The sequence below is a fragment of the Bradyrhizobium sp. UFLA05-125 genome (assembly GCF_059803515.1).
Genome location: NZ_JBANBJ010000002.1, coordinates 73,877 through 98,389 on the forward strand (window position 1 = coordinate 73,877; position 24,513 = coordinate 98,389).

General features: G+C 61.3%; 20 protein-coding genes. 17 read left to right on the plus strand and 3 right to left on the minus strand.

The window, feature by feature from the left end:
• Positions 1 to 3: 3 nt before the first annotated feature.
• From SO156_RS03765 to SO156_RS03780, 4 genes are all read left to right on the plus strand, one after another.
• Entirely contained in the window at positions 4 to 2,127 is a 2,124-nt protein-coding gene (locus tag SO156_RS03765) for an acetate--CoA ligase family protein (RefSeq protein ID WP_498533893.1), read from the plus strand.
• Positions 2,128 to 2,153: 26 nt separating this feature from the next.
• A complete protein-coding gene (locus SO156_RS03770) occupies positions 2,154 to 2,690 on the plus strand; it encodes a nuclear transport factor 2 family protein (RefSeq protein WP_498533894.1) in 537 nt (178 codons plus the stop codon).
• Between the two features lie 30 nt (positions 2,691 to 2,720).
• Positions 2,721 to 4,301, plus strand: a complete 1,581-nt coding sequence (locus SO156_RS03775) for a glucose 1-dehydrogenase (RefSeq protein WP_498533895.1) — start codon at positions 2,721 to 2,723, stop codon at positions 4,299 to 4,301.
• 260 nt (positions 4,302 to 4,561) lie between these two features.
• Positions 4,562 to 6,196 (plus strand): flavin-containing monooxygenase, encoded by a 1,635-nt coding sequence (locus SO156_RS03780; protein WP_498533896.1) that lies wholly within the window; start codon positions 4,562 to 4,564, stop codon positions 6,194 to 6,196.
• A 46-nt stretch (positions 6,197 to 6,242) separates the two neighbouring features.
• On the opposite strand, the gene SO156_RS03785 is transcribed toward SO156_RS03780, so the two are convergent.
• Complete coding sequence (locus SO156_RS03785) at positions 6,243 to 7,373, minus strand: Gfo/Idh/MocA family protein (RefSeq protein ID WP_498533897.1); 1,131 nt, start codon at positions 7,371 to 7,373, stop codon at positions 6,243 to 6,245.
• A 170-nt stretch (positions 7,374 to 7,543) separates the two neighbouring features.
• Between SO156_RS03785 and iolD the strand changes: the two genes are divergently transcribed.
• The 4 genes from iolD (at position 7,544) to SO156_RS03805 (ending at position 12,526) form a co-directional block, all read left to right on the plus strand.
• The gene (gene iolD, locus SO156_RS03790; RefSeq protein ID WP_498534045.1) at positions 7,544 to 9,415 is read left to right on the plus strand and encodes a 3D-(3,5/4)-trihydroxycyclohexane-1,2-dione acylhydrolase (decyclizing); all 1,872 of its coding nucleotides are present in this window, start codon (positions 7,544 to 7,546) and stop codon (positions 9,413 to 9,415) included.
• Between the two features lie 6 nt (positions 9,416 to 9,421).
• Positions 9,422 to 10,321 (plus strand): myo-inosose-2 dehydratase, encoded by a 900-nt coding sequence (gene iolE, locus SO156_RS03795; RefSeq protein ID WP_498533898.1) that lies wholly within the window; start codon positions 9,422 to 9,424, stop codon positions 10,319 to 10,321.
• Between the two features lie 88 nt (positions 10,322 to 10,409).
• Entirely contained in the window at positions 10,410 to 11,384 is a 975-nt protein-coding gene (locus SO156_RS03800; protein ID WP_498533899.1) for a Gfo/Idh/MocA family protein, read from the plus strand.
• A gap of 71 nt (positions 11,385 to 11,455) precedes the next feature.
• Positions 11,456 to 12,526 (plus strand): Gfo/Idh/MocA family protein, encoded by a 1,071-nt coding sequence (locus SO156_RS03805; protein ID WP_458142961.1) that lies wholly within the window; start codon positions 11,456 to 11,458, stop codon positions 12,524 to 12,526.
• 86 nt (positions 12,527 to 12,612) lie between these two features.
• Here SO156_RS03805 and SO156_RS03810 read toward each other — a convergent pair whose 3' ends face one another.
• Positions 12,613 to 13,485 carry a MurR/RpiR family transcriptional regulator gene (locus SO156_RS03810; RefSeq protein WP_458142963.1) on the minus strand — a complete coding sequence of 291 codons (873 nt, stop codon included), beginning with the start codon at positions 13,483 to 13,485 and terminating at the stop codon, positions 12,613 to 12,615.
• Between the two features lie 291 nt (positions 13,486 to 13,776).
• On the opposite strand from SO156_RS03810, the gene iolG reads away from it, so the two are divergent.
• From iolG to SO156_RS03835, 5 genes are all read left to right on the plus strand, one after another.
• Positions 13,777 to 14,784: an inositol 2-dehydrogenase gene (gene iolG, locus SO156_RS03815; RefSeq protein ID WP_458142964.1), complete on the plus strand. Its 1,008-nt coding sequence runs from the start codon at positions 13,777 to 13,779 to the stop codon at positions 14,782 to 14,784.
• A 120-nt stretch (positions 14,785 to 14,904) separates the two neighbouring features.
• On the plus strand, positions 14,905 to 15,714 hold the full coding sequence (locus SO156_RS03820; protein WP_458142966.1) for an SDR family oxidoreductase: 810 nt from the start codon (positions 14,905 to 14,907) through the stop codon (positions 15,712 to 15,714).
• Positions 15,715 to 15,968: 254 nt separating this feature from the next.
• Complete coding sequence (locus tag SO156_RS03825) at positions 15,969 to 16,709, plus strand: ATP-binding cassette domain-containing protein (protein ID WP_458142968.1); 741 nt, start codon at positions 15,969 to 15,971, stop codon at positions 16,707 to 16,709.
• Positions 16,699 to 17,802 (plus strand): ABC transporter permease, encoded by a 1,104-nt coding sequence (locus tag SO156_RS03830; RefSeq protein ID WP_498533900.1) that lies wholly within the window; start codon positions 16,699 to 16,701, stop codon positions 17,800 to 17,802. The genes SO156_RS03825 and SO156_RS03830 overlap by 11 nt, the downstream gene beginning before the upstream one ends.
• 55 nt (positions 17,803 to 17,857) lie before the next feature.
• Positions 17,858 to 18,862 carry a substrate-binding domain-containing protein gene (locus SO156_RS03835; protein ID WP_458142971.1) on the plus strand — a complete coding sequence of 335 codons (1,005 nt, stop codon included), beginning with the start codon at positions 17,858 to 17,860 and terminating at the stop codon, positions 18,860 to 18,862.
• A gap of 145 nt (positions 18,863 to 19,007) precedes the next feature.
• On the opposite strand, the gene SO156_RS03840 is transcribed toward SO156_RS03835, so the two are convergent.
• The gene (locus tag SO156_RS03840) at positions 19,008 to 19,646 is read right to left on the minus strand and encodes a TetR/AcrR family transcriptional regulator (RefSeq protein ID WP_498533901.1); all 639 of its coding nucleotides are present in this window, start codon (positions 19,644 to 19,646) and stop codon (positions 19,008 to 19,010) included.
• A gap of 329 nt (positions 19,647 to 19,975) precedes the next feature.
• Here SO156_RS03840 and SO156_RS03845 point away from each other — a divergent pair, with 329 nt between their 5' ends.
• From SO156_RS03845 to SO156_RS03860, 4 genes are all read left to right on the plus strand, one after another.
• Positions 19,976 to 20,779 carry an SDR family NAD(P)-dependent oxidoreductase gene (locus tag SO156_RS03845; protein WP_498533902.1) on the plus strand — a complete coding sequence of 268 codons (804 nt, stop codon included), beginning with the start codon at positions 19,976 to 19,978 and terminating at the stop codon, positions 20,777 to 20,779.
• Between the two features lie 132 nt (positions 20,780 to 20,911).
• Positions 20,912 to 22,033, plus strand: a complete 1,122-nt coding sequence (locus tag SO156_RS03850) for a DUF5938 domain-containing protein (protein ID WP_498533903.1) — start codon at positions 20,912 to 20,914, stop codon at positions 22,031 to 22,033.
• Positions 22,034 to 22,088: 55 nt separating this feature from the next.
• Complete coding sequence (locus tag SO156_RS03855; protein WP_498533904.1) at positions 22,089 to 23,621, plus strand: AMP-binding protein; 1,533 nt, start codon at positions 22,089 to 22,091, stop codon at positions 23,619 to 23,621.
• Positions 23,622 to 23,802: 181 nt separating this feature from the next.
• On the plus strand, positions 23,803 to 24,258 hold the full coding sequence (locus SO156_RS03860) for a hypothetical protein (protein WP_498533905.1): 456 nt from the start codon (positions 23,803 to 23,805) through the stop codon (positions 24,256 to 24,258).
• The last annotated feature ends 255 nt before the right edge of the window (positions 24,259 to 24,513 follow it).

Genomic DNA, 24,513 nt, shown 5'->3' on the forward strand with positions numbered 1-24,513 from the left:
GCCTTGATACGCCATCATCCAGCCTCGCTCGATCCTCTCTTCAAGCCGCGATCCATCGCCCTGATCGGCGCATCTGATGATGTTGCGCGCATTGGCGGACGCCCCCTGCGCTATCTGCGCGAGGGCGGTTTCCAGGGCGCGGTCTATCCGGTCAATCCTAAGCGGGACACCGTCCAGGGCATCAGATCCTACGACTCGGTGGCAACGCTTCCGGAGGTGCCGGACGTCGCGATCCTCGCAGTGCCGGCGCAGGGCGTGGTGCAGGCGCTGAGAGACTGCGCGGATCGCAAGGTCAAGGCGACCGTGGTGTTCTCAGCCGGCTTTGCCGAGGCAAGCGAGCAGGGACGTCTCGCGCAGGACCAGATCGCCGGCATTGCCCGCGAGAGCGGCATGCGCGTGCTCGGCCCGAATTGCCTCGGACTGTTCAACGCCGGCATCGGCTACTACGGAACATTCTCGGCGATCCTCGATGCTGCATTCGTCGAGCCAGGTCCGGTCGCCGTCGTCTCGCAAAGCGGAGCTTACGGCTCCCACATTGCCCACCTGGCGCGCCAGCGCGGCCTCGGCATCGGGCAATGGATCACCACCGGGAACGAGTGCGATATCGACGTCGCGGAAGCGCTGCGTTGGGTCATCGACCAGCCCGACGTCAAGGTCGTGATGGCCTATGCGGAAGGCATTCGCGATCGCGATACGTTCATCGAGGCACTGGAGGTTGCACGGGCGAAAGAAAGGGCCATCGTGTTCCTGAAGGTCGGTCGCTCCGATGTCGGCGCCCAGGCGGTGAGCTCGCACACCGCGGCGCTGGCGGGATCGGATGCCGTGTTCGATGCAGTGTTGCGGCAATATGGTGCCTATCGCGCGCGAACCACCGCCGAGCATCTCGACGTGAGCTATGCCTGCGCGCGGGGGCTTTATCCCGCCGGCAACAGGTTCGGCATCTTCACGCTGTCCGGCGGCTTCGGCATTCAGATGGCCGACGACGCATCGGCATGCGGGCTCGACGTCGCGCCAATGCCCGAGGCGGCACAGGGCGAGCTGAAGGCGATGCTGCCCTACGCATCGCCGCGCAATCCGGTCGACGCCACGGCGCAGGCGCTCACCGATCTCCCGCTGATGACGAGCTACATTGCCGCGATGCTGGAGAAGGGGAGCTATCACCTTTTTGCCGGCATTTTCGGCAGTGGACCGGCGAGCCCGACCTTTTCGGCCTCGCTGCGCCAGGCGCTGCGGAGTGCGACGGCCGGACATCAAGGTCGGATCCTTGCGCTGTCGATGTCCGCGCCACCGGAGATCGTCCGCGCCTATGAGGGCGAGGGCTTCCTGATCTTCGAGGATGGCTCGGCGCTGGTGAACGCGTTGGCGGCGCTGGTGTGGTTTCGCCGCAGCTTCGACGCGGCGAAGCAGGTGCGCACGGCACCGACCGCCGCGTCGCGTATCACGCTGCCGGATGGGGCGCTCAGCGAGCACGAAGCGAAATCGCTGTTGCAGGCGGCGGGGGTTGCCTTTCCGAAGGAAGCGCTGGTGCGACCGGATGAGGATGCCGGGGCAGCCGCCGCGGCGATCGGCTTTCCGGTGGTGGTGAAGATCTCCTCGCCGGACATCGCGCACAAGACCGAGATCGGTGGAGTGATCGTCGGTCCGCGCGACGAGGCGCAGGCCCGCGATGCCGCCCGTACCATCCTATCCCGTGCCCGTGACAGGCGGCCCGACGCGCGGATCGATGGCGTCATCGTCTCACCGATGATCAGGGGAGGCGTAGAAACCATTGTCGGCGTGGTGCGGGATCCGTCGTTCGGTCCCGTGGTGATGTTCGGACTCGGCGGCGTCTTCGTCGAGGTGCTCAAGGACGTGACCTTCCGCGTTGCGCCGTTCGACGTCGCTGAGGCGCAGCGGATGATCCGCGAGATTCGAGGCTTTGCCGTGCTGGATGGCGTGCGCGGCGCGCCGCCGGCCGACGTCGATGCGCTGGCAGCGATGCTGTCGCGGCTTTCGCAATTCGCGGCAACCAATGCCGACGTGATTGAAAGCATCGACCTCAACCCGGTTCTGGTGATGCCGCGCGGCGAGGGCGTCATACCGCTGGACGCATTGATGGTGCCATGCAACGCCGCGTCCCGCGATTGACGGCTGGTTGCTAAGAAGGTGGGCATATGGCCGACGAATTAAAGCTGACCGAGTTTCTGGACCGTGAGGCGATCCGCGATTGCATCTACCGCTATTGCCGGGGCATCGACCGGGCCGACGAAGCCACGCTGCGCAGCTCGTATTGGCCCGACGCGACCGATCGGCACGGCGTCTATTCCGGACCGGTCGAGGGCTTCTTTCTCTGGGCTCGCGAGGTGTTCAAGAGCGGCGCGCGCAACGTCCATCAGGTAGGCAACATCTTGATTGAGATCGTCGGCCCGGCGCGTGCCGCGGTCGAGACCTATTTTCTTGCCCTGCAGCGTGGTCCAGGCAATGACGGGATCGTGCGGCAGTTTCTCATAGCCGGGCGCTATTGCGATCTTTTCGAGAAGCGCGGCGGCGAGTGGCGCGTGGCGCGGCGCATCGTGGCGTTTGATTGGGTCGAGGAGCAGGCGGTGCACACCGAGAGCGAGGAGGTGCGTTTTGGCCAGCGCCTGCCGATTGGCGCGCCGCACCCGAACGATCCCATCCATGAAATTCTGGCCGAGGCGCGCCGTACGTAGGACGACGCCATCGCGGCAAAGGGGGATTAGATGGAAAAGCCAAAGCGCGTCGTCGTCATCACCGGAGCGGCTGGCGGTGTCGGCCGGGCGCTGCTCGAGGCCTTCCACCGGGACGGCGACATCATTGCGGCCGTCGATTTGCCGTACACCGACGTGGTCGACGTCACGGCTTCGCTCGGCGGCGGACATGCGGCATTCCACTGCGATGTGGCTTCCGAAGACGAGGTCGTGGGTCTCGTCGCCGCGATCGAACAGCGATTTGGACGGGTCGACGTCCTCGTCAATAACGCGGCACTTGGACCAACCATGGCAGCGACTGTCGACACTGACGTTGCCTCGTTTCGCAAGGCGTTGAGCGTCAACCTGCGCGGCCCCTTCGTGCTTGCGGGCGAGGTGGCGAGGCGAATGATGGGGCTCGGCGGTGTCATCGTGAACGTTGCGTCGCTGGCGGGCGTGCTCGGCAATCCGAAGCGCAACGCCTATGCGGCGTCCAAGGCAGGATTGATCTCGGCAACTCGATCGCTTGCCTGCGAATGGGCAAAGCATGGCATTCGCGTCGTGGCGATTGCGCCAGGCTATGTCCGCACTCCCATGGTCGCGGAGCTTGAGCGCTCAGGCAAGACGAGTCTCGATCTGGTTCGGCGGCGCATTCCGCTCGGGCGCATGGCACGGCCGGACGAGATCGCGGCTGTGGCGCGCTTTCTCGCTTCGTCGGAGGCAGGCTATGTGACGGGCGCGGTTCTGGCCGTCGATGGCGGCTGGCAATCCTTCAATCAGCCGGGCGATGCGCATCCAGCGGTCACCGGGACACCGGACGTCGAACTGGTGAAGCCCGAGCCGTCGTCGCGCGAGCGCATCGTGGTGGTGACCGGCGGAGCCAACGGTATCGGCGAGGCGATCGCTCGGCGATTTGCCTCCGGCGGCGACACCGTGGTCGTCGCGGACAAGGATGGTGATCGCGCCGAAAACCTGGTGTGCGCGCTCGGCACGAGACACATGGCTTTCGCCCTCGATGTCTCGTCGGAGCAGGACGTGCTGGCGATGTTTGCTGCGATCAGGCGGCGCTTTGGTCGCATCGACGTGCTGGTCAATGATGCGGCGGTGGCAGATGGTTTCGTGCCGGCGCTCGATCAGTCTGCGGCGGATATCGACAGGGTGCTGGAGGTGAATGTCGTTGGCGCATTTCTCTGCGCCCGCGAGGCGATCAGGCTGATGAGTGGCGGCGGCGTCATTCTCAATCTCGGCTCGATCAATACGTTCCTGCCGTTCGCGCCGCGCCACGCCTACGGCGCCTCGAAGGCGGCCATCGACATTCTGACGCGATGTATGGCGGCCGAACTTGGTCCTGCCGGGCTGCGTACGGCCACCATTGCGCCGGGCTATATCAACACGCCGGGCGTGGCCGCATTGCGGGCGTCGGGCCGCATTGACAGTGCGCGGATCCGGCGCCGCGTTCCGATCGGCCGCTTCGGCGAACCGGCAGAAGTCGCGAACGCAGCTTATTTCCTGGCGTCAGCAGAGGCGTCCTACATCAACGGGTCGATCCTCTATGTCGACGGCGGCTGGACCGCGTTCGGCGACGCTGGTGATGCGAGCACCACGAGCAATTGATGACAGGCCAGCGTGCGGTGATGGCCGATGCATCTCGGCGGCCGGACCTTCGACACCCCCGTACAGGTCTCATGACGCGCTCCTTCTCTTTCATAGATGTGAAACTGAACCGACACGCCGTCAAAGCGGTAGTTGTGCTGCAGAACTCATGAGATGGTTTTCAGGCAAGGCGACGGTCGAGTGCAGGTGGCTTCCCACGCGGCAGATCGTCAATCGCCGCTCCAGCTAAGGTCAATGATGCAAGCGAGGAAATGCCCGAGATGAGCAGCTCTGAGATGGGTGCACAACGCCTGGACATCGTCGTCGTGGGCGCCGGTTTCGGCGGCTTGTACGCCGTGTACAAATTCCGGGAAATGGGCCTCAAGCTCGCGGCATTCGAGGCCGGCGGCGACGTCGGGGGCGTGTGGTATTGGAATCGCTACCCGGGCGCGCGGGTCGATCTTCCGAGCGTTGACTACAGCTATTCGTTCTCCCCCGAGATCGAGCAGGAATGGACGTGGTCAGAGGAGTTCGCGGCTCAGCCGGAACTTCTCACCTATTTCAACTTCGTGGCCGACCGGCTCGATCTACGCAAGCACTATCAATTCAACACGCGCGTCACCAGCGCCGTCTGGGACGAGACGCGCAAGCTCTGGAAGATCACGACTGATCGTGGCGAAACGGTCGAGGCAACCTACTGTGTGATGGCCACCGGACCGCTGTCGGTCCCCATGGATCCGCAGATCCCGGGCATCGCGCGCTACAAGGGCGAGCTGCTGCGTGCCGGCAAGTGGCCGCACCATCCGGTGAGCTTCGCCGGCAAGCGTGTCGGCGTGATCGGCACGGGATCGAGCGGCATCCAGATCGTCCAGGAAGTTGGCCGGAAGGCCGGCGAGCTCTTCGTCTTCCAGCGCACGCCAAGTTTCAGCATGCCCATGCGCAACCAGAAGCTGGAGCCGGATTACGTCGCCGAGGTCAAGCGCAATTACGCGGGCCTTCGTGACGCTGCCCGCAACAGTCCAAACGGCGGCGTGCGCCCTTGGACCACCCGCGCATTTTTCAGCGTGACGCCGGTGCGACGTCGGGAGCTGATGGAAGACGCCTGGAAGGCCGGCGGTCTCGCAATGCTCGGGACTTTCACAGATCTGCTGAGTAACGAAGAGGCCAACGAGCATGTCGCCGAGTTTGTGCGTGGTAAGGTCGGCGAGGTCGTCAAGGATCCCGTCACGGCAGAAAAGCTCAAGCCGCGCGGCTATCCCATCTTCGCCCGCCGGCCATGCCTCGACACCGAATACTACGAGACGTTCAATCTGCCCAATGTCCACTTGATGGATTGCGTCGCCGAACCGATTCTCGAGATCACAGAGAAGGGCGTGCTGACCGCGACGGGCGAAACCGAGCTCGACATGCTGATTCTCGCGACCGGCTATGATGGGCTCACCGGAGCGCTGACGGCCTTCGACGTCGTCGGCCGCGGCGGCGGCAAGGTCAACGATAAATGGAAGCACGGTGCGAGGTCCTATCTCGGCCTGATGATGGACGGTTTCCCGAACCTGTTCATGACCACGGGGCCGAACGGCCCGGCTGCGCTGGCCAACATCGTCAGGATCAGTGAGAACGACGTCGACTGGATTGCGAACCTGATCACGCACATGGCCGATCACGGCCTCGCCACCGTCGAGCCGACCAAAGTCGCGGAGGATGGATGGATGGAGCTCGTCGTCAGGATCGCGCAGCGCTCGCTGCTCAACAAGGCGAAGACTTGGTACCTTGGCGCCAACGTGAAAGACAAGCCGCTCGGGCTCACGCTCTTCACGGGCGGATTTCCAAAGTACCGGGAGTACTGCGCCGCCGTCGCGCAGGCGGGGTACCGTGACTTCGTCTTCGAGCGCGGGCGCACCCCGGTCGCGGCTTGATGTCGCTCCGGGATCTCATTGCGATTCGATTGTCAAAGGCGAATGCTCAGGGAACGTCCTTCCACGCTCCGGCGCGACTTGATGCGTGGATGGTCTCGACCAGCGTTTGAATGCGCAGGCCAGCGCGGAAGTTGAATGGCTCCGATCGACGTCCGGCAATTGCGTCCAGGTAGCCCGCGGCTTCGATCGCCTTCAGGTCGTTGAAGCCAAGCTGGTGGCCCGGCGCAACGCAGAACAGGCCGTATGGCCGATGATCAGGACCTGCCTCGATCCGGCGGAATCCCTGACGGCCACGGTCGTCGTCGGTCGAAAAGAAATGCAACTCGTTGAATCGTTCCTGGCTGAAGGCGAGGGCGCCTTTGCTTCCACAGACCTCGAAGTCGTGCTGCATCTTCCGTCCTGTCGCAATCCAATTCGCCTCGATCGAGCCGGAGGCGCCGCTCGCGAAACGAAGGAAAGCTCTGCCAATATCATCGACTTCGACGCGCCTCCGGCCGCCTTTGCCATCTGGACGTTCCTTGATCATCGTGACGCAATCACCCATGACGCGGATGATCGGTCCGGCGGCAGGACCCAACAGGAATTCGGCGGTGGCTAGTGCGTGGCTGCCAATGTCCGCCAGTGCTCCGCCGCCCGCCGGGTCATGCCGGAAGGTGAACGCACCGGCATTGTCGGCCATGTAGTCTTCGGCGTGGACCCCGCGGTAGCCGCGTATCTCGCCGAGTTCTCCCGCAGCGATCATATCGCGTGCGAGGCCCAGCATGGGGTTGCAAAGATAATTGAAACCGACTTGCGTCTTTATTCCGGCCGCTTCGGCGGCCTCGGCCATTTCGCGGGAGTCTGTCGCAAGCGGCGCCAGCGGCTTTTCGCAATACACATGTTTGCCAGCAGCAATCGCGGCCAACGCCATTTCCTTGTGGAGCGCGTTTGGCGTGGTGATGTTCACGACGTCGATAGCTGGATCCGCCACGAGCGAGTGCCAGTCGGAGGTCGCGCGCGCGAAGCCCAGCGCCGAGGCTGCTTTCGCGGCTGCCTCCTCGCTAATATCCGCGATCGTATGCAGTTCCAGCTCGAAAGGAAGGTCGAACACACGCGCGGCGATGGAGTAACCGAAAGCGTGGGTCTTACCCATGAATCCGCTACCGATGAGGCCGATGCGAAGCTTCGGTTTGGTCATGTCGGATTTCCCTGTTCGCGATGAGGTCGGTGTTGAGGCCACCTGCGAAAAAATCGAGCACGTTCTGAATGGGGAGACGTCGTCGGCAATAATTGTTGCGGAAAAATGCTATTGTCAATATTCAATGCAGGAGGTTATGTTCGTTACAAACCGGCGAGGGAGGAGACAACATGACCGGCGCCACAATCCGACTCACCATGGCCCAGGCCCTGGTGCGATGGCTGACTCAACAGTTCACCGAAATCGACGGAGTTCGCGTGCCCTTGTTCGCCGGCATCTTCGGCATTTTTGGTCATGGGAACGTGACCTGCCTGTCCGAGGCCCTTGAGGCGGTGCAGGATCGTCTGCCGACCTGGCGCGGACAGAACGAGCAGTCGATGGCGTTGGCGGCTATCGGCTTCGCCAAGGCCAAGCTTCGGCGGCAAATCATGGTAGCGACGTCGTCGATTGGCCCCGGCGCCCTGAACATGGTGACGGCGGCAGGAACAGCTCACGCAAATCGCTTGCCTCTCCTTCTCATTGCTGGCGATACGTTCACCAACCGTCTCCCGGATCCAGTTCTTCAGCAGGTCGAACATTTTGGGGATCCGACCGTCACCGTGAACGACGCTTTCAAGCCGGTGACGCGCTACTGGGATCGGATCACTCATCCCGCGCAGATCATTTCTTCGCTGCCGCAGGCAGTAGCCGCCATGCTCGATCCGGCTGACTGCGGCCCGGCCTTTCTCGCGCTACCACAGGACACGCAGGAGGTAGCCTTCGACTACCCTGAGGTCTTTTTCGAGTCTCGAACCTGGACCATTTCGCGTCCGCGCCCCGATCGTCAGAAACTCGCAGAAGCAGCCGCGCTGCTCAAGACCGCGAAGAAGCCGATCATCATTTCTGGCGGCGGCGTGCGCTACTCGCTGGCAGGAAATGTCGTCGCGGATTTTGCGGTCAAGCACGGAATTCCTATCGTGGAGACGGTCGCCGGCAAGGGCGCCGTGACCCACAATCACCCGGCGCATGCAGGGCCGATTGGAATTATCGGCTCAACGTCAGCGAATGCGCTCGCAGCCGAAGCCGACGTTATCCTTGCGGTGGGTACGCGCCTACAGGATTTCACGACAGGATCATGGACCGCCTTCCGCCCGGACGCGCGTTTCATCGCGATCAACGCGGCCAGATTCGATGCGGTGAAGCACCGTGCGCTGGCGGTGGTAGGCGACGCGCGGGAGACGATCGAAGAACTCGATGCGGCGCTCGGCGCGTGGCGTGTCGAACCCGCCCACATGACCCGTGCTCAGATGCTCTTCAGGGAATGGGACGCGCTGCTCGAGTCGTTGCAAGCCCCCAGCAACGCTCCGGTGCCGACCTACGCGCAGATAGTCCAGGCAGTCAATGCGTCCGCTGGCGAGAGAGATACCTTGATTTCAGCCGCCGGGGGCCTGCCTGGCGAAGTGGCAAAAGGCTGGCGCGTCAAGGCGCCGAATACCTTCGACCTTGAGTTCGGCTTCTCTTGCATGGGTTACGAGCTCGCGGCCGGTTGGGGCCACGCCATGGCCAATTCCGGGCCTGGCGGACTCGGCGGCACGCCAATCGTGATGGTTGGTGACGGCACCTACTTGATGATGAACTCGGACATCTACTCGACGGTTTTGAGCGGTCACAAGATGATCGTTGTGGTCTGCGACAATGGCGGGTTCGCCGTGATCAACCGGTTGCAGCAATTCAAAGGCGTGCCAGGCTTCAACAATTTGTTGACTGATTGTCGCGTTCAGAATCGCGACAATCCTCATCACGTTGATTTTGCCAAGCATGCCGAGTCCATGGGGGCGGCTGCGCGACGTTGCGAAAGCCTTGCCGACCTCGTTGCCGCGCTCGAATGGGCCAAAGGCAACGACCGCACCACCGTGCTTTCGATCGCCTCGGACGCCTATTCGTGGGTCCCTGGCGATGCCGACTGGGACGTCGGCGTGCCCCAAGTATCTTCGCGCGAGACGGTTCGAAGCGCGCGCAAGCAGCAAGACGAGATCCGCGCGAAGCAGCGCATCGGAGTGTGACGAGCCATGAAAGCGAAGCTTGGAATTGCCCCCATTGCCTGGTGGAACGACGATCTTGCCGAACTGTCTGATGACGTGAGTCTTGAGGAGTGCTTGCGTCAGGCGAGCGTCGCCGGCTTTACGGGAATGGAGACCGGGCGGCGCTTCCCCATGAATATGGGAGAACTCGGACCGATACTCGCCCGGTTTGGCATCTCCGTGTGCGGCGGCTGGTTCTCTGGCCTTCTGCTCGATGGTGACATCGAGCGGGAAAAGGACCGCATTCGCGCCCAGATGGATTTTTTCATTGCAGCGAAAGCGCCCTGCATCGTCTACGGCGAGACTGCGCGTTCGATCCAGGGCATTCGCTCCGCGCCGCTCGCTACCAAACCTAGGCTCTCGGACGACGAGATGAAGGCCTATGGACGCAAGATGACGGATTTCGCCGAGTGGTGCGCCGGGCAGGGAATGCCGATCACCTATCATCACCACATGGCTGCGGCGATCGAGACCGAGGCGGAACTCGACCTGCTCATGGCGAATTCTGGTGAAACACTACCGCTGTTGTTCGATGCCGGTCACATGGCGTTTGCCGGCGGCAACGTTTTGCGTGTCATCGACAAACATCATTCGCGCATCAGCCATGTGCATACCAAAGACGTCCGCAGCAGCGTCATCGACAAGCTCGACCGGAAACGGGAGAGCTTCCTCGACGCGGTGGTGAAAGGGGCGTTCACCGTGCCGGGCGACGGTTCGCTCGACTTCGCCGCGATCATCGCCCGCCTCGCATCCTACGGCTACGAGGGGTGGTTCGTCGTCGAGGCGGAGCAGGATCCGAAGATGAGTCCCCCGCTCGAAATGGCCAAGAAAGGCCACGCGGAACTGATGCGTTTGATGGCGTCGGCCGGATACGACGTCGTGCAATGACCCGCATGGATCGGGTGTCGCCGTACTCGACGAAGCGCTTAGGGCTCGCCTTGGCCCGGCGGATCATTTGGCGGGTTGTGGAGGTGAAATGAGCATCGGGATAGGAGTCATCGGGACAGGTGTAATGGGCGCCGAGCATGCTCGGATACTCCGACGCGAGACCCCCGGTGCTCATCTTGCCGGCATTTTTGATGCCGACGCGGCTCGGGCGCAGGCAGTGGCCTCTGGAGCAACCGTCTTTTCGGATCCTCAATCGCTGATCGCGTCGGGGAAGATCGACGCGATAGTGATTGCATCTCCCGATGTCACACATGCGGCGCTAACACTCGCCTGTATCGAGGCAGGGAAACCCGTTCTCTGCGAAAAGCCCTTGGCGTCTTCAGCAGCGGATGCCCTAGACGTGGTGCAGGCCGAAGTCGCTGTGGGTCGCAGACTCATCCAGGTCGGATACATGCGCCGGTTTGACCCTGGCTATCGGGAGATCAAGCGCGTCAAAGATACCGGTGAACTGGGCGGACCGGTGTTGTTGCACAACGTGCATCGAAACGTTCGCGCGCCGGAGTGGTTCACCGGTGCGATGGCCATTACGAATTCCTTCGTTCACGAAATCGACGTCAGCCGCTGGCTACTTGGATCGGAGATGGTTTCTGCGCGCGTGGAGGCAGGGCCCGGCGGCGAGCCCCTCATGGTCACGATGAAGACCGACAAAGACGAGATTGTTTCGACTGAGGTTTTCGTGAACGCCAGCTATGGCTATCACGTCCATGCTGAACTGGTCAGTCGGCAAGGCACGATATCGCTGGTTCCGGCATCGTTGACGCTATTGAACAGAGACAGAGCCGGCGGTCATTCGTATCCCGACAATTGGGTGCCGAGGTTCGAAGAGGCGTACCGCAGGCAGATGGCCGATTGGGTCAGCGCCGTGAAAGCTGGCACTTCGGTCGGCGCGAGCGCATGGGACGGCTATGTCGCCTCGGCCATTGCGGAGCAAGTCGCCGAGGCCCTCGCCGGAAATGGCTTGGCCTCCCTCAGATATGGGCCACGTCCCTCGCTATATGACTGACGGAGCGAACGAGGCCGGACGGAAATCGACAGCGTCTCATGCGATCCAACGCGAGTCCGGGAGAGGAAACGATGATCAAGTATGCAGTTGTTGGCGCAGGGTGGATCTCGCAACAAGCCTTTCTGCCGGGAGTCGGACAGTCCACAAACTCAAGGGTTACGGCGATCGTGACCGGCGATCGGGACAAGGCCGCGCGACTGGCGGATTTCCACGGTGTTGGCCAGATCGTCGACTATGATGGATACGATGCCCTTTTGAGGGGCTCTGATGTCGACGCGGTGTATATTGCTCTGCCCAACCATTTGCATGCCGACTACGCAGTTCGGGCAGCACGCGCCGGCAAGCACGTCTTGGTCGAGAAGCCGCTGGCTACCAACGAACAAGATGCGCTCGCCATGATCGCCGCTGCGCGCGAGGCTGGCGTGTTTCTGATGACCGCCTACAGGCTCCACAACGAACCCGGAACTGTCGCCGTCCTCGAACACATCCGCAAGGACGCGATCGGCCGACCGCTCTTCTTTCAATCGGTTTTCAGTTTCCAGGCAGCGGCAGGGAACCACAGACTGAAAGCTACGAGTTGGGGTGGACCGCTCCAGGACGTCGGGGTTTACTGCGTCAATGCGGCTCGACATGTTTTTGCAGAAGAGCCGATTGAAGCCATGGCGATGGTGCACCGACCGAACGATGACCCGCGTTTTCGCGAGGTGGAAGCGTCGGTCGCGGCTTTGCTGCGCTTCCCTTCGGGCGGGCTGGCACAATTCGTCGCCAGCTTCGGGGCAGCCGCTGTCGACAGTTACCGCGTGGTTGGAACGGCTGGCGATATCGAACTCGATCCAGGATTCAGGTTCGAGACTGCAACAAGACTACGTCTGCGCCGCGACGGCGAGGTCCGCGAAACCCAGTTTCCGCAAATCGACCATTTTGGCGCGCAGGTCGAATATTTTTCAGATTGCATCAAGGCTGGAACGCCGCCCGAGGCTGATGGCGAGGAAGGGTTGGCGGACTTGCGCGCACTTGTCGCAATTGAGACGGCCGCCCTGACCGGACAACCGCAAACCATCACATCCCGTCCACGTGTCCGCCATCCAACGCCCGACATGGTGCGAGTTACTCCTGTAACCGATCGACGACTGGTCTTCTGAGGCGCTACTGCCTGTCGGTTCAAGCTACGGCAGCCCGAGGTCGCTGCGCGCCGTTCGTGCGACTGAGAGCGCCAGCTCGAGCCATTCTACTTACCGGTAACCGTTGGAATCCGCGGATTGACGTCGTTTTTCTGTAGTCTCGCTGCCAGCGCTACGGTCAACGCCTGCGCAAGGCACATCGGAGCTGCGAGTGAACGGGAAAACGTGTATTCATGCTCTGGAACAGAGAACAGAACACGGGCGCTCTTGGCCAGGGGCGACAGTGTGCTATCCGACATCGCAATGATGGGAACGCCATTGCGCCCGGCTTCCTCCACAACGTTGACGACCTCGTTTGCATAGAATCGAAACGACACCGCAACGAGTACGTCCTTCTTGCGGATCGTACGCGCGATGTGCGTAGCAAGTCCGCCACCTGCGTCGAGCAACACGCAACGTTTGCCCAGCATGGTCAATATGTAGCGAAGGAACTCAACTACAGGCGCTGAACGCAGTTGCCCGATCAGAAAAACCGAGTCGGCTCTCTCAAGCAGGCTCACCGCTTCCGAGAGCGCTTTTGGGGAAATGTCCGCGAGCATGTCCTGAAGGGAAGCAATGTCGCGGACGACCAGGTCGCGCAGGAAACCAACTTCGCTACGATCGGCGCGGGCGCCCAACTCGATTTCAAGAGCTTTAATACGCGCCTCGAAGCCCGGGGCGGCTGTTGACAAGCGCCGTTGAAATAACGCCTGAAGCTCCTTGAAACCTTCATAGCGAAGTGACTGAGCGAAGCGCACGAAGCTCGACGCATGGATGCCGCAGCGATCGGCGATGGCGTTTACCGACAGGACCGCGACATCATTCGGGTTCTGGGTCAGATAAACGGCTATCTTTTGATAGGATTTGCTCATGTCATCGTAGCGATCGTGGATGACACGGATCAACTCCTCATAGTCTTCCGGTGTCTTCACGTCCTGCATCTAAGGTGCTCTCACAATTGGTTTCATCGGGTGCGGATGCCGACAACTCCGCTCTCGTTCGGAACGCTTCCTCCCCAAGAGCCGGCAGTGCCAAGGCATCTCTGTAAGTCAAGTATCCGGCAATACAGCCTGGCCGTTTGACGGACGGGTTAAAGACCCCTTACGCACCTCGCATCACCATCCTTTGGCAGCGGAGCGGAATCATCGATAGCATCGGCGAACAATTATTGACAGTTTTGCATATCTGCAATAACTCTTGCAAGCAAATCGAACATCCGTCGGCGGGAGGAAATGGTGGCGATCAAATTCGCATTGCTCGGGTGCGGGCGCATTGGTGTCTTGCATGCCCGGAATCTTGCGAAGGCGGACGGGGCACGCCTGGAGATAGCATTCGATCCGAACACAATTGCTGCTGAGGCGGTCGCCAGAGCGAATGGCTGCAGGGTAGCCACAAGTGCGGAAGATGCGATCGATAAGGCCGATGCGGTTCTGATTGCGACGTCGACTGCGACCCATGCCGATCTGATCGAGCTTGCGGCAAAAGCCGGCAAGGCGATCTTGTGTGAGAAGCCGATCGATCTCAGTCTCGATCGGGTACGAGCATGCCGCAAGGCCATTGAGGGCTGCAACGTACCAATCCAGATTGGCTTCAATCGCCGCTTCGATCCGGGGCACCGCGCTGCGCGCGACGCCTGCGCCGCCGGCAAGATCGGAAAACTTGAGCAGGTCGTTATCACATCGCGCGATCCCGGGATGCCGCCCCGAGCTTACACTGCGGTCTCGGGCGGTATCTTCCGTGACATGACGATCCACGATTTTGACGTGGCGCGTTTCATGCTGAACGATGAGCCGACCGAGGTCTTCGCGACCGGGAGCGCGCTTGTTGATCCCACCATTGGATCTGATTTTGGCGACTTCGATTCCATCATGGTGGTCATGCGCACTGCTGATGGAAAGCTGTGCCATATCAGTAATTCTCGACGCGCAAGCTTTGGCTATGATCAGCGGATCGAGCTGTTTGGCAGCGAGGGGATGGTCATCTCCGACAACAAGAAGGCGCATGAGCTGAAGTTCTACAGCGCGACCACGACTAATGCGGCCGAGCCTTACCTCAACTTCTTTATCGAGCGCTACGCAGAGGCCTACGAAGCCGAGATCGCGGCATTCATTGCCGCCGTTCGCGATGGTCGGCCGACCCAAGCGACTTTCGACGACGGTTACCGCGCGCTCATGCTCGCGGAGGCTGCCATCGAGTCTGCCAGGACCGGCAAGAAGGTCGAGGTTGGCGGTATCGCATGACATTGAATGGGACGTGGATGCGGGCGTCGAGCAGCAATAGGGTCAAGCTACGCAAGGCCTCGCAACCCAGAGCCAAAGAGAGCGACTGAGAGCGCCCGTACCTATCGTTGGAGAGCTTGCATGACCTCGATGCACGGAAAGATCGCGATTGTCACCGGCGGTACCCAGGGTCTCGGTGCCGCCATCGCCAAACTCTTCGCCGAGCGCGGCGCCAAGGGCATCGTAACATGCGGTCGTGACGAGACGAAGGGGCGGGCAAAGGCCAACGAGATCGCCGCAGCCACTGGCACAGAAGTGCTATTTGTCCGCGCTGACCTCACAAAGGTCGAGGATTGCGCCAAAGTCGTGGCTGAGGCGGACAGGGTGTTCGGGCGCGTCGACGCTCTGGTGAACGCCGCTGGTGACACAAGCCGCGGCACCATCATTGATACAAGCCCCGAACTTTTTGACAAGATATTCGCGGTCAATACGCGTGCGCCCTTTTTCTTGATGCAGAACACGATCAAGCTCATGCGCCGCGATAAAGTGCAGGGCACGATCGTGAACGTCTCTTCAATGTCTGCGATGGGTGGCCAATCCTTCATTGCGGCCTATTGCGCATCGAAAGGCGCGCTCGACACGCTGACGCGAAATACGGCCCATGCGCTGCTGCGCAACCGCATCCGCGTGAACGGTCTCAATATTGGCTGGATGGCCTCGGAAGGCGAATTCAACACGCAGCAGGTCTACCATGGCCGGTCTGCGGAGTGGCTCGAGGAGGTCGCCGGGCGGCAGCCCTTCGGCCGATTGCTCGATCCCATCGAGGTTGCGCGCGCCGTTGCGTTCCTGTCCTGCGATGAGTCCGGAATGATGACGGGAGCCACGATCAACTTCGATCAAAGTATCTGGGGCGCCTACGATACGTCACCGCATCCGGAAGCGCCGCTCTGAGCAATCCCGGGGTTAGAGGCTTTTCTCGGCAAGGTGCGGGCGCGGGTATGGCATCGCGCCGAGCAAGCAGGACGTGGTCTCTCACACTCCCAATTTCCACCCTTTCTGATCGAGCCGCAATGAATGTCGATGTAAGGGCGCCGCCCGCCGCATGAAATAGACGTTGCGAGATTGCCGCTTGTGCAATATTAATTGCGCAGATCGGGGAGGTGAAGCGGCCGGATAGAGCTGCCACCGCACGATGGAGGGAACGCGTGGCTTTACTTGATGTGCGAAGCATCTCGAAGAGCTTCGGTGCCATTCGGGCACTGCACGACGTCAGCTTTTCGGTCGATGCAGGCGAGGTGGTCGGCCTGATGGGCGACAACGGCGCCGGCAAATCGACCATGGTGAAACTGATTGCCGGAAACTTCCCGCCGACCGAAGGCGGCATTGTCGTCGATGGCAAGGCATGCCATTTCCACAGGCCGATCGAGGCCAGGGCTGAGGGCATCGAAGTTGTCTATCAGGAGCTCGCGCTGGCCGACAATCTCACGGCCACGGAGAACGTTTTCCTCGGACGCGAAATCAAAAGGGGCTTCTGGCCGTTCCGCATCCTCGACAAGCAGTCGATGATCAGGCGCGCCGGGGAGCTCTTCGACGAGCTAAAATCGGAAACGCGGCCGCGGGATCTCGTGAAGAAGATGTCAGGGGGGCAGCGGCAGGCTGTTGCGATAGCCCGGGCTCGGCTGTCCAATGCCAAGCTCGTCCTGATGGACGAGCCGACCGCGGCCATTTCCGTGCGACAGGTAGCCGAAGTGCTTGAGCTCATCCGCCGGCTGAAATCTCGCGGAGTATCGGTGATGCTGATCAGTCACCGCATGCCCGACGTGTTTACCGTCTGCGATCGCATCATCGTGCTCCGGCGTGGCTCAAAAGTGGCCGACAAGGAAACCGCGATGACCTCGCCGGAGCAGATCACCGGCCTGATTACGGGGGCGATCCGTGAAGCCTAGTTCTGCCAAAGTGATAGAAGAAACACACGCCGCAATCAGCGATATCGTCAACATCCGCGAGCAGGGCGCCTTTCATCGCGTCATGACCAGTCAGGCATTCTGGGTGGCTGCCGCACTCCTTGCTCTGGTGGTCTTCATGACCTGGTTGGAGCCGACCTTCGGCACAGCCGACAACGTGACGAACATCACGCGCAACTTCGCTCCGCTTGCGATCATGAGCCTCGGCATGACTGTGGTCATCATCACGGGGGGGATCGATTTGTCCGTTGGCTCGGTGATGGGGCTCGTTGCCATTGTCACCGGGCTGCTGCTGACCTGGCAATATTCCTGGTACGTCGCCTTCTTGGCCGGACTCTTGGCGGGACTGGCCTGCGGAGCCTTCAACGGCTTCTTCGTTGCCTATATTGGCATGCCGTCCTTTGTCGTGACGCTCGGTATGTTGTCGATCGCGCGCTCGCTTGCCGTCGTGATCTCTGGGAACCAGATGTTGTACAAGTTTGGTCCGGACGCGCCGATCGTCAGGGCAATCGGCCAAGCGAAATGGCCACTTCATGCGCCAGCCGGCTGGGCGCCGCACTGGATGCCAGAATTCTCCTCCCACTTTTGGGTGATGGTGATCCTTGCTCTCATCCTCGGTGCCGTCTTCGTCTTTACCGCGTGGGCGCGTCACCTCTATGCGATCGGCTCCAACGAGAGCGCCGCGCGGCTGACTGGCGTGTCAGTCGACTGGATCAAGTTCCAGGCGTACGTGTTTTCGTCTTTCACGGCCTCGATCGCCTCGCTGCTGCTCCTCGGCTACAGCGGCTCGGCTATCAACGCGATGGGGACTGGCTACGAGCTTCGAGTCATCGCCGGCACCGTCATCGGCGGTGCCAACCTGATGGGTGGCTACGGAACCGCATTCGGTGCCGTGATAGGGTCGGCTTTCCTCGAGGTGATCCGCAACGCGCTTCTGATGGCCGGCATCGACTCGAACTGGCAGGGCGCCTTCGTTGGCATGTTCATCGTCATTGCCGTGCTTCTCGGCATGCAGACGAGCGGAACGTCGCTTGTTGCTACGATCCGCGAGTGGGTTGCCTGGAAGCGCAGTTAGAAATCCGATGACAATTGGGTCGGAGACTTGGAATTAACAAAGAGGGAGGAGAAACGTGCATAAACATCTATTGATGGCCGCCGTGGCGTTTTCTGCGCTCATGGGAGGACAGGCCTGCGCGCAGCAGAAATTCACCTTTGCGCTCGTTCCCAAGAACATGAACAATCCGTTCTTCGACCAGGCGCGTGACGGTTGCAAGAAGGCGGAAGCCGAGTCCAAGGGGGCCTTCCAATGCATGTATATCGGCCCCGGCGAGCATGGCGGTGGCGAGGAGCAGGTGCAGATCGTGCAGGACCTCGTCGCCAAGAAGGTGGACGGCATTGCCGTGTCACCGTCCAATGCGGCTGCAATGGCGGTTGCGCTGCAGGCCGCTAAGAGCGCTGGCATTCCTGTGCTGACCTGGGACTCGGACCTGCTGCCCGAGAACAAGGACCTGCGCCTTGCCTATATTGGCACCCATAACTACGAGATTGGCGTCAACATCGCCAAGATCGTGCAGACCATCAAGCCGAAAGGCGGCACGATCTGCATCCAGTCCGGCGGCGCCGCGGCAGCCAACCACAATGAGCGCATGAAGGGCATCCGTGACACGCTCGCCGGCAAGGAGTCTGCCCAATCGCCCGGGGAAAGGTTGACTGGACAGAATGGCTGGAAGGAGATCGACGGGTGTCCGCTCTACACCAATGACGATTTCCCTCTGTCGGTGCAGCAATTCCAGGACACCATGGCGAAGAACCCGACTTTGGATGCATTCACACCGACGGGTGGCTTCCCACAATTCGTGCCGGACGCTAACCGCGCTGCGGTCGCGCCCTTCAAAGGCAAGATCGCCAGCAAGGACCTGGCTCTGGTGGTTGCCGACACGCTGCCGGTTCAGATCGACCAGATGAAGGAGGGCCTGTCGCTCGGACAGGTCGGACAGCGTCCGTTCGAGATGGGCTACAAGACCATGTTTGCGCTGAAGGACGTCAAGGAAGGTAAGGCTCCGCCTAAGGATCCGACCTATACCGGCCTCGACGTCTGCACAGCCAAGACTGTCGATACCTGCATCGCCAAGTAGTTCGTACGTGACGGCAGCGGGCTGGAGAGCCTGGCCCGCTGACCTTCCATAACGATCCGGCAGCAAGTTTCAGTCGGACCTGATCTTCCGGCTACATTTCGAGCGAGGCAGGCAACGTCAGCAGGCCACCTCAAGTCAAAGCCGTTCAGCAAATGGTTGGCAGCAGCCGCCGAACCTCTTCCAGCAGTTCGGGAATTGCGCCGGCGTCGTTCGATAAATGAGCGAGCAGCGCTTTTTGAAACAAGCCGTCGAATAGCGCATAGAGCACACCGGCAGACACCGCCGGGCGCTTGCCGCCGAGCTCCGCGTAGCGCGAGGCGATCCGCCAGATCATGTTTTCGAGGCTCTTGTCGATTTCGACGACGTCCTTGCGGAAGGCGTCCTCGAACAGCGCCTGGGCGCGCAGATCGTACCAAAGTCGGTGCATGCGCGCCTCCTTGCGGAGGGTTTCGGCGAGCTTGGTAAGGAAACCATCCATGAGCTCTTCGCGAGTTTGCGCGCTGGCAGTGACCTGATCGTAGCGGGTCACGCACTTGGCCTTGTAGTGGCTGACGCAGCAGCAGATCAGGTCCGTCTTGTCACGGAAGTAGTAGTGAAAGACCCCATGCGTAAACGCTGAATTCTGCGCGATTTCGCGCAAGGAGGTGCGCGCGTAGCCGAGCTCGCCCAGCGTCTCTAGTGCTGCTTCGGCGAGTTCGAGCCGGCGCGCATTGAACTTCTCCTCCTTGAGCGCCTCGGTCGCGTCCAAAACGCGCTTCCTCGCACTCGCCACCTGCTGCGCCATCGACGTCCATTCCTCGTCTTGCTCTGCCGTCGCAGGAAGCGAAGACGATTCTCGCCTCCTTCAGACACGGTCGACTCTACCTGCACCAAGAATTTTGACAATCGTCAAGGATTATCTTGACAATCGTCAAGGTGCGATTAAACACTTGTCAAAATCGGTTTTGACAACCGTAAAAGAACGTCGAAGACGACAACAGCGGAGGAGAAGCGGAAGCGAGCCGCCTCATTGATTGTCTGCTGCCCCGGGAACTGGCGCGGCAGAGATAGCGTCGTCCAGACCCGCGCGGCGATCCGCCGCCTTCAATCAAAACGAGCAACGGAGGAGACGTCATGAGTGGGAAGACACTTGTGGGCAAGAAAGCCCTGGTGACCGGAGGCGCGCGGGGGATCGGCGCGGCGATTGCACAGGCTCTGGCAAATGCGGGCGCGGCAATCATGATCGCCGATATCCTCGAGGATGTCGGCAAGGACACGGCCGGGACGATCGCAAAATCAGGCACGAAGACCGGATTTGTGAAGCTCGACGTCACCGATGATCAGCAATGGGAAAGGGCGGTAGCAACCACCGTTTCCACGCTCGGCGGCTACGACATCCTCATCAACAATGCCGGCATCGAGATCACGTCGCTTGTCATCGATCTACGGGCCGAGGATCTGCGTCGCATGTGCGATGTGAACATCGTCGGGGTCGGGCTTGGCATGAAGCACGCGTTCCGCGCGATGCGTCCGGGCGGCGCGGCCGGGGCAGGTGGCGCGATCGTCAACATCGCTTCTGTCGCCGCCACCATAGCTTTTCCGGCTATCGCCGGGTACTCGGGCACCAAGTCAGCCGTGGACCGCATGACGCGGGTTGCGGCCATGGAGGCCGGCAAGCTTGGCTACGGCGTGAGAGTCAATTGCCTTTATCCGGGCCTGGTGCCGACCGATATGGGCATGCAGCTCGCTGGCGACATCGTGAAGGTCGGGCTCGCGCCGGATCCCAACGCTGCCGTTGCCTCGGTCATCGAGCAGACGCCGCTCGGCCGGCTCGGCGAGGTCGGCGACATCGCCGACGCGGCCGTATTCCTCTGCTCCAATGAGGCCCGCTTCATCACGGGAGCCGGGCTGCCGGTCGACGGCGGCATGGGCATGTAGTGCCGCTCGTTTCGTCCTGACCGACGTCGCCGGGGAGGTGCAATCGCCCTTCGGAACGGAGACGCATGGCCAGGTCTCGGCCGGCTGAACTGCGATCCAAGTCAAAACGCGAAAGCATCAGGAGGATTCGACATGAGTGAGAAGCGCCCCGTCGTCGTCTATGGCGTGTCCGGCTACACCGGGCGGCTGGTCTGTGAGTATCTGCGGGAATACAACATTCCCTTCATCGCCGCCGGCCGCGATGCCGCGAAGGTCAAGGCCGTGGTCGAGAAGATCCCTGGCATCGAGACCGCTGACTATGAGGTCGTCGGGGTCGAGCACAGCGTCGAAGCGCTGACGAAGCTGTTCAGGGGCGCGAAGGTAGTGAGTAACATGGTCGGCCCGTTCATCAAATACGGCAATGAAGTCGTCGAGGCCTGCCTCAATGCCGGCTGCCACTACAGCGATACGACCGGTGAACAGGACTGGGTACTGAAGTGTCAGGAGACCTGGGGCGATAAATTTGCGGCAAGAAACCTGCTGCTCGCACCGAACATCGCGCAGATGTATACGACCGGTGAAATCGCCGCCAACATTTGTCTCGAACACCCTGGCCTCGATACGCTCGACATCCTGGTGTTCTGGAAGGGCCTCCCGACCTACGCCTCAACCCAGACGATCTTCACGATCCTGAAGGCGAACTGGTACTATCTCGAACAAAACAAGTTTGTCGAATGGGACGTCACCGCTCGGGCCGACGTCGTGGTCCCGGGCCAGCACGAAACCGCCATTGCCGTGCCGTGGGGCGGTACCGCGCATCCGGTCTGGTTCAAGAACGATCCGCGCGTCTCGAACTGTCGTGTGCTCGGCGGCGTACTCGCGCGCCCCGTCATGGAGGGGGTGGTTCAGACCACCCAGATGGTCAAGGAGAAAATCAAACCGCTGCCGCCTGATCAGCAGGAGAAGGCTCTTGCCGACATCGCCGCGACCATCCAGGCGGCAATGCCGCCTCGGGAGAATCCGCGTATCAACACCTCAATTGATTCCGTCTATGCTTCCGGGCCGCTTGGCCGCGCGCATTGTGTGATCCACGGCAATTGCAACTACAAGCAGACCGGAATGCTGCAGGCCTATGCGGCGTTCTCGCTGCTGCAGACCCCGCCGAAGAGGGTTGGCTTCGCGTCGGGTTGCCAGGCGTTCGGTCACCGCGAACTGCTCGGCCAGCTGCGTAGCTTCGGCCTGGTGATGAACCCGATCCTCACCATCCACAATTGACGGTTCGGCCGGCGCGGCATCGACCGCGCCGGCCTCTCTTCGCGCGGAGGCGGCCATGCGGCTAATCAATTATCTCGACAAGGGGGCCTCGCTGGGCGCGGACGCGCCATGCCTGACCATGGACGGCCGCGATCTGAGCTACGCAGACGTGCAGCGGTTGAGTTACCGGATCGCGCGCAGCCTTGTGCGTACCGGCATCGCTGCCGGCGACAAGGTCGCGATCCTGTCGGGCAACGATCCCATCGCGTTTGCGTGCGTGTTCGGCATTTCGCGCGCGGGCGCGGTCTGGTGTCCGGTCAATCCGCGCAACGAGGCGGCGGAGAACCAGATCATCCTCGACGACTTCGACTGCAGCCTGCTGTTGTTTCATTCCAGCTTCGCCGGGATGGTAGAGAAGATCCGCCCCAATCTGCCGAAGCTGCGGGCGATGGTGTGCCTCGACGCTGTATTGCCGTTCGCCGCATCGTTCGATGCCTGGCTGTCTGATGAGGTCGGATATTTTCAGCGCGAAGTAGTCGACGACCTCGTCATGTTGCCAGGCACCGGCGGCACGACCGGTAAACCGAAGGGGGTGATGCTGTCGGGTCGGAACATCGAGGCGATGACGGCGCTGACATTGATGAGCTATCCGTTCAAGGGGCGTCCGACCTACCTCGCGCTGGCGCCGCTGACGCATGCCGCAGGCGTGTTGTGCTTCCCAGTGATGACGCTCGGCGGGCGGATCGTCATCATGCATCACCCCGATATCGGCGAATTCCTTGCGCTGATCGGGAGTCATCGCGTCACCCACACCTTTTTGCCGCCGACCGTGATTTACATGCTGCTCGATCATCCGCAGCTCGACAGCGCCGAGCTCGGCTCCCTGCAGTGCTTCTGGTACGGCGCGGCGCCGATCTCGGCCTCACGGCTGGTGGAAGCGCTGCAGCGCATCGGGCCGATGGCGCAGCTGTTCGGGCAGACCGAGGCGCCGATGATGATCTCGACTATGGCGCCAGGCGAGCATTTCAATGCCGATGGTTCGATCGCCACCGAGCGGCTGCCGTCTGCGGGCCGGGTGAGCCCGCTCGTCCAGGTCGGCATCATGGATGGCGACGGCAATCTCCTGCCAAGCGGGCAGCGCGGCGAGATCGTGGTGCGGGGGTCGCTGGTGATGGACGGATACTACAAGAACCCCGAGGCCACCGCGGAGGCCTCGGTCCATGGCTGGCATCACACTGGCGATGTCGGCTACCTCGATATCGACAACTTTCTCTATATCGTCGATCGCGCCAAGGACATGATCATCACCGGTGGCTTCAACGTCTATTCCGTCGAGGTCGAAAACGCACTGCGGGCGATCGAGACTATCCAGGACTGCGCCGTCGTCGGTTTACCAGATCCCAAATGGGGCGAGCGCGTGGTTGCAGTGGTTCAGCCGAGACCGGGCCAAAGTGTCGATGCGGCCGCCGTTACCGCCTTTGTCAAAGCCCGCATCGGCAGCGTCAAGACGCCGAAGCAGATCGAGGTCTGGAGCGACCTGCCGCGTTCCAAGGTTGGCAAGGTGTTGAAGGCCGATGTCCGCGCCAGGCTGCTGCAGGGCTCGGGATGAGCTGCGCTCACTCAAACCGTGCCGATACTTGCATGTAGAGCTGCGCCTTTACGATTGCGAATTTCGTGGTGTGCATTTTTGCGCTTCCATTTGACTGTTTCTCCGGGATATATCGTCGCCGGAGACTACGACAATGCTTCGAAGGCGGAAGAAAAGATCGCGCGCGCATGATGCCCAGTCCGTGCAGCAGCGAAACGACCGAGACTATAGTTCCGGCAAGGACATCCAGGCGCGCATTGTGCAATTGAGAAGCGTGCCGCGGGAGAAGCTCGCCGATGCGGTCTTTATGCTGTCGATGGCGGCGAAACAGCAAAGCTGGCTGATACGACAATCGATCAATGAACGCGCGAAATCCGACTTCGATTTTGATCCGCCATCGAGTGGAGATCCGGCTGCCTACCTTGCAGAGGACACTGTTTCCACTTTGCGTCATCACATAGCGGATGGGCCGACTCTCTTGGATCTCCTTTCTGGGGGGGCGCCTGCCGTTCACTTCACCGTCCATCAGAGGGACGCCGTTTCGATGCTTGCTGCGTTGATCCGGGAGCAGCGTTTGGAAGGCATTTTGGAAGGTCTGCGGCTTGCTGGCCTTCTGAACGAGTCCTCTAAAGATCGTCATGCAGGGTTCAGTTCGTAACGTCGGATAAATCTGAGGGAACCTCTGCCCGCGACGTGTGCTCTCTCGGACCCTGCCGTCGACATCGGTGTTCGGCGGGCGATCGGGGAAATGTGCGCACGTGACAGAACGTGCCTCCCGGAGCGGGCGCCAGGCAATCGGCGAACGTTTCAATGGGATCGATCGAAAATTCGTAGCCATCAGCCCAAGCTGATTGCGAATCAATGACGGGATCAACGTGGGTCGTTCAAGTAAAGCGCGTGTCGCCGGCCGCGC

Excerpts from the sequence above, each read along its gene's own strand:
- iolE (WP_498533898.1), top strand. The coding sequence starts at position 9,422 with ATGAAAGCGAAGCTTGGAATTGCCCCCATTGCCTGGTGGAACGACGAT.
- SO156_RS03780 (WP_498533896.1), top strand. The coding sequence starts at position 4,562 with ATGAGCAGCTCTGAGATGGGTGCACAACGCCTGGACATCGTCGTCGTG.
- SO156_RS03775 (WP_498533895.1), top strand. The coding sequence starts at position 2,721 with ATGGAAAAGCCAAAGCGCGTCGTCGTCATCACCGGAGCGGCTGGCGGT.
- SO156_RS03820 (WP_458142966.1), top strand. The coding sequence starts at position 14,905 with ATGACCTCGATGCACGGAAAGATCGCGATTGTCACCGGCGGTACCCAG.
- SO156_RS03805 (WP_458142961.1), top strand. The coding sequence starts at position 11,456 with ATGATCAAGTATGCAGTTGTTGGCGCAGGGTGGATCTCGCAACAAGCC.
- SO156_RS03770 (WP_498533894.1), top strand. The coding sequence starts at position 2,154 with ATGGCCGACGAATTAAAGCTGACCGAGTTTCTGGACCGTGAGGCGATC.
- SO156_RS03850 (WP_498533903.1), top strand. The coding sequence starts at position 20,912 with ATGAGTGAGAAGCGCCCCGTCGTCGTCTATGGCGTGTCCGGCTACACC.
- SO156_RS03785 (WP_498533897.1), bottom strand. The coding sequence starts at position 7,373 with ATGACCAAACCGAAGCTTCGCATCGGCCTCATCGGTAGCGGATTCATG.
- SO156_RS03800 (WP_498533899.1), top strand. The coding sequence starts at position 10,410 with ATGAGCATCGGGATAGGAGTCATCGGGACAGGTGTAATGGGCGCCGAG.
- SO156_RS03810 (WP_458142963.1), bottom strand. The coding sequence starts at position 13,485 with ATGCAGGACGTGAAGACACCGGAAGACTATGAGGAGTTGATCCGTGTC.
- iolD (WP_498534045.1), top strand. The coding sequence starts at position 7,544 with ATGACCGGCGCCACAATCCGACTCACCATGGCCCAGGCCCTGGTGCGA.
- SO156_RS03840 (WP_498533901.1), bottom strand. The coding sequence starts at position 19,646 with ATGGCGCAGCAGGTGGCGAGTGCGAGGAAGCGCGTTTTGGACGCGACC.
- SO156_RS03855 (WP_498533904.1), top strand. The coding sequence starts at position 22,089 with ATGCGGCTAATCAATTATCTCGACAAGGGGGCCTCGCTGGGCGCGGAC.
- iolG (WP_458142964.1), top strand. The coding sequence starts at position 13,777 with ATGGTGGCGATCAAATTCGCATTGCTCGGGTGCGGGCGCATTGGTGTC.
- SO156_RS03845 (WP_498533902.1), top strand. The coding sequence starts at position 19,976 with ATGAGTGGGAAGACACTTGTGGGCAAGAAAGCCCTGGTGACCGGAGGC.